The sequence below is a fragment of the Candidatus Polarisedimenticolia bacterium genome (genome assembly GCA_035764505.1).
Taxonomy (GTDB): domain Bacteria; phylum Acidobacteriota; class Polarisedimenticolia; order Gp22-AA2; family AA152; genus AA152.
This window is the reverse complement of the sequence record DASTZC010000222.1, coordinates 1-8,487: the sequence shown is the minus strand read 5'-3', so window position 1 is coordinate 8,487 and position 8,487 is coordinate 1. Positions and strand designations below refer to the sequence as shown.

Sequence of the window (8,487 nt, the reverse complement as noted above, 5' to 3'; positions counted from 1 at the left end):
GCAAAAAAGGGTCGCTCTATGGAATCGGGATGGGGATCGGGCTGGTGGTGATTTATTACGCGACGTTCGCGGTGCTAAACGCGCTGGGGCAGATTGGCTTCCTGCCCCCCTTCCTCGCGGCCTGGGCGCCCAATATCCTGTTCACCGGGCTGGGAACCTACATGATGCTCACGGTGGTCCAGACTTAGGCTGTCCCGCAGGAGGCGCCGGCTGCGGCAGCTTTCCTTCCTTCAGGATGATGACCTTCGCCTTGTAGCGCACCAACTGGGCGGCATCGAGCTCCGCGATGGCGTCCAGCGTCGGCCGCACATCGACGCCTCCCCACTTTCCGAGGGTCTCAACGGCGGTCACGCGCACCGATTCGTCGGGATCATTGCGCGCCAGATCCTGGACCGGCCCCAAGGCGTCGTCCTTGAGATCCGCCCCGCGCTCTTCCGGTTTGAGATCGATGAACAGGCTCCCAATAAGGTTCAAAGCAGCGATCCGGCGCACCGGCGAAGGGTCCCTCAGATAAGGCATGACACGCGGCAGAAGCGAGATCTCCATCAGGTCGAGCCGCAGGATCTCGCGCATCCCGGCCTGGGCCAGGATCGGGTTGGGGTCGCCGAGGAGCCCGCGAAGGAGCCCGTAGAGCTTGCGATGGTCTTTCTCGGCGGCGAGGCGGGAGAACTCACGCACCGCCTCCAGATAGATTCCGGCTCCTTCCCGCGGCAGGTTGTACTTGCCGAACTTTCCGCGGTGAAGCGTGTAGCGATCGGGTCCCTTGCGCTCCCCTTCGTAGTTCACCTCAGGCTCCAGGAAGAGAATGATCGATTCGCCGTCGGTGAAGACGATCCGGTCGGTCTTGCCGAGATCCAGGTTGAAATCACGAAAGGCGATTTGCAGCTCCGCGCCGGGCGCCACTTCCCCGCGGAAGACCTCGTCGACCCGGACCTTCGCCAGCTTGATTTGCCCGGAGATTACGGTGGCGGCGACGACCAGATCGGAATGGGCCGTCATCTCGTACAGGGTCGGAGCTTCTTCCCCCTTTCCCGCCGACGCGTCCGTCGTCTGTGAGATCCCCGGGGCCGACGTGGACAGGACGAGAAGCGCTGGGAGAAGGAGCTTTCCAATTGTCATCGTGCCCGCTCCGCGAGCGCGTCCACGCGCCCGGCAAGTTCCGGCTGATAGGGATTGATCTCCAGCGACTTTCTGAAACATTCAACCGCCTCCGCCGCCTTCCCTTCCCGCGCCAGTGCTTCCCCTCGCAGGCTCCAGAGGTTCGGATCCTCGGGATGCGCCTGCAGGGCAGACATGCAGACTTTCCCTGCCTGCGCGGCCTGTCCTTCCTGCATCATCCACTCGGCTAGACGCCTGGATGCGGCGGCGTGACCCGGGGAAACCCTCAAGAGCTCCTGCACCTGTTCCATGGCATCCCGCCGACGCCCTTTCCGGACGAGGATTCCCGCCAGATTGAGGCGCGCCTCGGCGTAACGCGGGTCCGAGGCAATGGCCCGATGGAGCAGGGTTTCCGCCTCCTCCAGATTACCCCTTTTCTCGGACAATGCGGCAAGACCGTTCAAGGCCTGAGGATGCTGGGGATCGATCTGTAGTGCGGCGCGATACTCGCGATCCGCCCCGGAGAGGTCCCCTCTTCCTGCCAGGAGATTGCCCAGATTGTTGCGGACCCCGGGGTCATGCGGCGCGAGCCGGGCGGCCTGCTCCAGGAGCTCCCCGGCTTTTCGGGCATCTCCCCTTTCCATCGCGCCGACCGCCAGATTGTTGAGGGCCCCGGTCGATTCAGGATCCGCGTCGAGGGCTTTCCGGAAAGCCGTCTCCGCCTCCTCCGGCCGCCCGCCCTCCCGCAGGGCGACTCCGAGTCCATTCCAGGCCTCCGAGTCTTCGGGGTCGATGGCCAGGGCCTTGCGGAAATCATCTGCCGATTCGGAGAGTTTCCCCGAGGTCCGGTGCAGGGAGCCCAGCATCCGGTACGCGCCGGCGAACCCTGGATCTTTCAGGACGATTCCGAGCAGGCGACGCTCGGAGAGATCGGGGCTGCCCTGCGTCGCCTCCAGGCTCGCCATGAGCAGCTGGGCATCGGGCGAGCCGGGATCCAGCCGCAGCGCCTCATCGATTGCGATCCTCGCCTGCACCAGGTCTCCTTTTGCCAGCAGGGCACGGCCCAGGTTCACGTGCGCCATGCTCAATCGAGGCGAGAGGGCGACCGCCTTGCGGAACTGCTGAATCGATTCTTCGATCTTTCCTTGCGCAAGCAGCGAGTTGCCGAGATTGTTCGCCGTGAGGTCCCCTTCCCCGCTCAGATAACCCAGCGAGCGCAGCTTCTCCATCAGCGCCTGATCTCCAGCGGGATCTTCCGATCCGGTCGATGCCGCCGATCGGTACGATTCCCAGGAAGGACGGTAGCGCGGCGCATGGGCCTGCAGGAATGCCTGGCTGAACAGCGCTTCGGCGGGCCTCCCTTGCATGTCCTCTCCAATCGGCAGACCGAAATAAGCCAGGATGGTCGGGGTGACATCCATGACCGATAGCTCGGGAACCTCGCCGCCGCGGCGGAATGCACCCCCTGACGCGATGAGAATGCCATGACGTCGATGCCACTGCGCCGCTGATGCGAAATTGATTCTCGACTCGCGCATCGGACGATCGCTCTCCGACTTGAATCCGTGATCCGAGATCACCAGGATGCCTACCTCTGGCGGAACTCTTTCGAGCAGGGTCCCGAGAATCTCGTCCTGATAAACATAGAACTCGTCGACTGCCCTGTGGTAGCGCTCGTAGTCGGCATCTGAGATGCCGGGTCTTTGAGGAGCACGGAAAGGCATAAAAAGATGTGATACGGTATCAATCCCTTCAAAATAAATTGCTTCGAAGCCCTGTAGATGATTTGAACCAAGCGCGCTCGCAATTGCCGCGTAGGACATCGTCGATGCCAGCAGAGTCCTGAATTCCTCTTCCCTCGATGGGATCTTGCCATCTTTCTCCAGGTTTGCCCCAACCACATTGTTCAAGTATCTCTTGAGCTCTTTGCTTTCAATCTCCTTGGGAGACCTTATCAGCGGCCTGATTCTCGCGTAGAGATCCTCGGGATAGGTCTTGCCCTTGGTGTCGGCCGTGCCGGACGAATCGGCCTGGCCGAAGAGCTGGTAAGCCACCCGGTCCGAGACGACGTACCCTTCGACCTGCTCCGCCGGCCAGGTTGCCCACCATCCGATGATTCCCACCGAAACTCCGGCCTCGCTGAGAAGGTTCCAGATCGCCTTCACCTTGCGGTGCGCGCTCGTCACCGGAACCTGCCGCCCTGTGCGGTCCTTGACGAGGAAATCGAGGATGCCATGCTCGCTTGGCAGGAAGCCGGTGGCCGCGCTCGTCCACACAACCGGCGAGAGGACCGGATCCACCGTCTTGAGACGCGCTCGCACGCCGTTGTCGATGAGACGCTTGAGGGTGGGAAGACGGCCCTGGGCGAGGAGATCGTCCAGGATGCGCCAGTCGGCGCCATCCAGTCCGATGAGCAGCAGGCGGGCGCCGACGATCGGCTCGTAGCTCTGGCGCTGCGGCGATTCGGCCATGCGGACCGAATCGATCCTCAAAGAGCTGAGCAGCAAGCCGCGCTCCCTCAGCTGCGCTCCGAGATGGGCGTCGAGGCTTCCTTCCAGCTCCAGCCGGTGCGTCCCGGAGATGCGCGAGAAGCTGGACTTGCGGACTTCGGCCTCGACGGCATCCCGCACGAGACCGGCAACCAGATTGGACAAGGGAATCTGGGAAGCCAGGTGGTGCACACGGGCGGAGGTGTCGGCGGGAACCAGGTATCGCAGGTCTCCGCGCACGCGCGTCTCGACCCCTTCGCGGCTCGAGAGCTTCGACTCCCCTGCCGCCGGGAGATCGAACGGGAAATCCTGCGGAGTCAGGGGATAGCGGGAAATCCTGCAGGCGCCGGGAGGTGAGAGCTTCCAGCCGGGACCGAGGGCGCGGGTCGACTCGCCGAGCAGGCGGCAGTCACGGTAGGCGGTCTCGATCCTGCCATGCACGTAGGCGAGCCCGGCGCACAGGTAGGTCGCCAAACCCACACAGCCGAGCGCGAGGAGCGCCTGGGGACGACCCGGGAAGCTCCGGGCGGCTTCCGTACTGCCCTGCGTCAGGTCCCCTCCATCCAGCTCTTCAGGTAGCGCTCCTGCTCGGCCGTGAGGCGATCAATCGTCACGCCCATCGACAGGAGCTTCAGTCGGGCGATTTCGCTGTCGATCTCGCGCGGCACGGAGTGGACGGCCTTCGCAAGGGTCTTGGCATTCTTGACCATGTGCTCGGCGCACAGGGCCTGGTTCGCGAAGCTCATGTCCATCACCATGGCGGGGTGTCCTTCGGCCGCGGCGAGGTTGATGAGCCTCCCCTCGCCCAGGAGGTGGATCCGCCGGCCGTCCTTCATGACGAAAGTCTCGACATATTCGCGCAGCTTCTTGGGCGGAGCCGACTGCGCCTGCAGCGCCGGGATGTCGATCTCGACGTTGAAGTGGCCCGAGTTCGCCAGGATCACGCCGTCCTTCATCGCCGCGAAATGCTCGGCGCGCAGGACATGCTTGTTCCCGGTCAGGGTCACGATGACGTCGGCCCCCTTGAGGGCGTCCTCCAGCGTCGACACGCTGAACCCGTCCATCACCGCCTCCAGCGCCTTCACCGGATCGATCTCGGTGACCAGCACGTTGGCCCCGAGGCCGCGCGCCCGCAGCGCCACGCCGCGGCCGCACCAGCCATAGCCGCAGACCACGAAGCGCAACCCCGCCACCAGCAGGTTGGTGGCCCGGATGATGCCGTCCAGCGTCGACTGGCCGGTGCCGTAGCGGTTGTCGAAGAGGTGCTTGGTGTCGGCGTTGTTCACCGCGATGATCGGGTAGGCCAGGGCCCCTTCCGCCGCCAGGCTCTCCAGGCGGATGACGCCGGTGGTGGTCTCTTCCGTGCCCCCGACGATCCCGGGCAGCAGGTCCCGCCGCTTGGTGTGGATCATCGAGACAAGGTCCGCACCGTCGTCCATGGTGATGGCGGGCTTCAGGTTCAACACCGACTCGATGTGGGCGTAGTAGGTCTCGTGGTCCTCCCCCTTGATGGCGAAGGTGGCGATCCCTTCCTGCATCGCCAGGCAGGAGGCGACGTCGTCCTGCGTGGAGAGCGGGTTGCTGGCGCACAGGCTGACCTTGGCCCCTCCGGCGGCCAAGGTGGAGGCCAGGATGCCGGTCTCGGTGGTGACGTGCAGGCAGGCCCCGATCTGGACCCCCTGCAACGGTTTTTCCTTCTCGAATCTCTGGCGGATCGAGCGCAGGACCGGCATGTTCTGCTCCGCCCAGTCCATGCGATCCCTTCCCTTGCCCGCCAGGGCGGGATCTTTGACGTGAAACTCGGATGCGCGCTGCGCCACGGATGGCTCCTCGATATTGTGGTTGAGTGCTACAGACCTGCGTCGCGGCGGATCGCATCCGCCTTGTCGGTCTTCTCCCAGGTGAAGTCTTCCTCGCTCCGACCGAAATGCCCGAAGGCCGCGGTCGCCTTGTAGATCGGCCGGCGCAGCTTGAGGTGCTCGATGATCTGCTGCGGCTGCAGCCGGAAGTGCGCCCGCACCAGCTCGTGGATCTTCGGCAGGGCGACCTTCTCGGTGCCGTCGGTCTTCACCATCAGCGATACCGGATCGGCCACGCCGATGGCGTAGGCCACCTGGACCTCCGCGCGATCCGTGACGCCCGAGGCGACCAGGTTCTTGGCGATGTAGCGGGCCATGTAGGAGGCCGAGCGGTCCACCTTCGTCGGGTCCTTGCCCGAGAACGCGCCGCCGCCGTGGTGCCCCCACCCACCGTAGGTGTCGACGATGATCTTGCGCCCCGTCACGCCGGTGTCGCCCTGCGGCCCGCCCACGGCGAAGCGTCCCGTCGGATTGATGTGGTAGCTGGTCTTCGAGTCGAGCAGGTCCTCGGGCAGGTTCTTCAGGATGATGTCGCGGCGCACCTCTTCCCGAAGCGAATCGATCTTCACCGCCGCGTCGTGCTGGCAGGAGACCACCACCGTGTCGATGCGGACGGGACGGAAGCCGTCGTATTCGATGGTGACCTGCGACTTTCCGTCGGGCCTGAGGTAGGGAAGGTGCTCCTCGCGGCGGGCGCGGCTCAGGGCGCGCGTCAGCCGGTGCGCCAGCATGATCGGCAGGGGCATCAGCTCGGGCGTCTCGCGGCAGGCGAACCCGAACATCATCCCCTGGTCGCCGGCGCCTCCCGGATCGACCCCCATGGCGATGTCCGGAGACTGTTCGTCGATGGCGGTGACCACGGCGCAGGTCTGGTAGTCGAAGCCGAACTTGGCTCGCGTGTAGCCCACTTCCTGGATGGTGGTGCGCACGATGCGCGGGATGTCGACGTAGCTCTTGGTGGTGATCTCTCCGGCCACGAAGGCCAGTCCGGTGGTGACGAGGGTCTCGCAGGCGACCCGGCCGAGCGGATCCTTCTCGAGGACGGCATCGAGTATGGAATCCGAGATCTGATCGGCGATCTTGTCGGGGTGCCCTTCCGTCACCGATTCGGACGTGAAGAGATACCTGCCCTTGTTGTCCATTCCCTGGCTCCTTCTTCTCGTATTTTGAGTTGTTCCGTGGCGGGCTTCCCGGCGTTCCGGCGGGACCGCCGGGCTGAGGGAGGCCTCGGGTGCGCTGAAAGAAGCGGCTATTTTATTGATTCGGCAGGTGACCTGTCAACGATAGCGGACGGTCCCCTTCCCCAGGAGATCCTCCAGCGCCCGGGTGAGGGCAGGATTGGGACCGACACGGACCGCAGGGCCGGGGCGCATCGTGAGGCGATAGGCCCCGGGCTGGGAGAGGTGGATGTCCACCGGGCACGAGCCCGGGTGATCGCGCAGGATTCTCTGGATTTCCGCCGGCCTCGTGCCCCCCAGATCGGCGGGCTTGACCTGCAGCACCAGCCGGCTGGCCCGGCGCTCCGCCGTTCCTTCCAGCGGCTGGATTTCCTCCGCCACGATCCTCCAGCGGCCGTCCTCCAGCTCCGCCTTGCCGCGTACGGCGATCGCCTGGTCCTCCGCCAGCCTCTCCCCCACGGATCGGTAGAGCTCGGGAAAAACGATGACCTCGACGCTCCCGTCATGGTCCTCCAGGGCAAAGCTGGCCATCCAGTCTCCCTTGCGCGTCTTGCGCTTCTTGAGGAGCGTCACCAGGCCGCCGAGGGCGAGCGACTTGCCCGCCTGCTCCGGCAACAGGGCGCGGATGGCGGGTCCTCCGAGCGCGGCCAGCGCCGCCGCATGCTCGCCCAGCGGGTGCCCGCTCAGGTAGAAGCCGAGCGTCTCTTTCTCGAAGGAGAGGCGCTCGCGCGGGCTCCAGGCGTCGGCCGGGATGGAGGCGGGGAGCGGGGCCGTCGTCTCCCCGGGCTCTCCTCCGAACAGGTTGGCCTGTCCGGCGGCGCGATCGCGCGAGGCTTTCTGCGCCCCGCTCAGCGCCCCCTCCAGCGCGCCGATCAGGGCCGAGCGCGGCAGGTTCCAGCCATCCAAAGCCCCGCTCTTCACCAGCGACTCCAGCGCCTTGCGGTTCAGGGACCGGGAGTCCACCTCGTGGCAGAGCTGCTCGAGCGAGGTGAAGCTGCCCACCCGCGCGCGCACCTCCAACAGCGTCTCGATGGCGCCGTCCCCGACGTTCTTGATGGCGCCCATGCCGAACCGGATCGCTTTTCCCTCCACCGAGAAATCGAGCAGCGAGCGGTTCAGATCGGGGGGCAGCACCGCGATCCCCATCTCCCGGCACTCGGCGATGTACTTCACGACGTTGTCCGTGACCTCCTTCTCGACGGTGAGCAGGGCGGCCATGAACTCCACCGGGAAGCGGGCCTTGAGATAGGCCGTCTGGTAGGCGACCAGCGCGTAGGCCGCCGAGTGCGACTTGTTGAAGCCGTAGCCGGCGAAGGTGGCCATCAGCTCGAAGATCTTCTGCGCCTCCTTTCCGGGCACGCCCCGCTGCTTCGCACCCTGGACGAAGACGTCCTGCATCGCGTCCATCTCCTTCTGCTTCTTCTTTCCCATGGCCCGGCGGAGGAGATCGGCCTGCCCCAGCGAGAAGCCCGCCAGCACCGAGGCGATGCGCATCACCTGCTCCTGGTAGACGATGACGCCGTAGGTCTCGTCGAGGATCTCGCGCAGCCGCGGGAAGGGGTGGCTGGCCGACTTGCCATGCCGGCCGCGGATGTACTCGTCGATCATGCCGCTCTTGATCGGCCCCGGGCGGTACAGCGCGTTGAGGGCCACCAGGTCCTCGAAACGGTCGGGCTGAAGCTTGCGGAGGATGTCGCGCATGCCGCTGCTCTCGAACTGGAACACGCCGCTGGTGTGCGCGCGGCAGAACAGGGCGTAAGTCTCGGGATCGTCGAGCGCCAGGGTGTCGAGATTCACCTGCACGCCGTGCTCGCGCTCCACCAGCCCCAGGCAGTCCTTCAGCAACGTCAGCGTCTTGAGCCC

The 8,487-nt window shown here is 65.4% G+C and carries 6 protein-coding genes; 1 reads left to right on the top strand and 5 read right to left on the bottom strand.

Annotated elements, in window-relative coordinates; genetic code table 11:
* Positions 1-188, top strand: a 188-nt coding sequence (locus tag VFW45_14580; GenBank protein ID HEU5182012.1) for an LptF/LptG family permease, incomplete at its 5' end; no start/stop codon positions are given.
* Here the strand turns inward: VFW45_14580 and VFW45_14575 are convergent.
* From VFW45_14575 to dnaE, 5 genes are all read right to left on the bottom strand, one after another.
* Entirely contained in the window at positions 169-1,119 is a 951-nt protein-coding gene (locus tag VFW45_14575) for a HEAT repeat domain-containing protein (GenBank protein HEU5182011.1), read from the bottom strand. The two genes, VFW45_14580 and VFW45_14575, sit on opposite strands and share 20 nt — an antisense overlap.
* Positions 1,116-4,061 (bottom strand): tetratricopeptide repeat protein, encoded by a 2,946-nt coding sequence (locus VFW45_14570; protein HEU5182010.1) that lies wholly within the window; start codon positions 4,059-4,061, stop codon positions 1,116-1,118. The genes VFW45_14575 and VFW45_14570 overlap by 4 nt, the downstream gene beginning before the upstream one ends.
* Positions 4,062-4,135: 74 nt before the next feature.
* Positions 4,136-5,407, bottom strand: a complete 1,272-nt coding sequence (ahcY, locus tag VFW45_14565; protein ID HEU5182009.1) for an adenosylhomocysteinase — start codon at positions 5,405-5,407, stop codon at positions 4,136-4,138.
* 29 nt (positions 5,408-5,436) lie between these two features.
* Positions 5,437-6,588, bottom strand: a complete 1,152-nt coding sequence (gene metK / locus VFW45_14560) for a methionine adenosyltransferase (GenBank protein ID HEU5182008.1) — start codon at positions 6,586-6,588, stop codon at positions 5,437-5,439.
* A 135-nt stretch (positions 6,589-6,723) separates the two neighbouring features.
* Positions 6,724-8,487 (bottom strand): DNA polymerase III subunit alpha (gene dnaE / locus VFW45_14555; protein HEU5182007.1); only part of this gene is annotated, 1,764 nt, incomplete at its 5' end.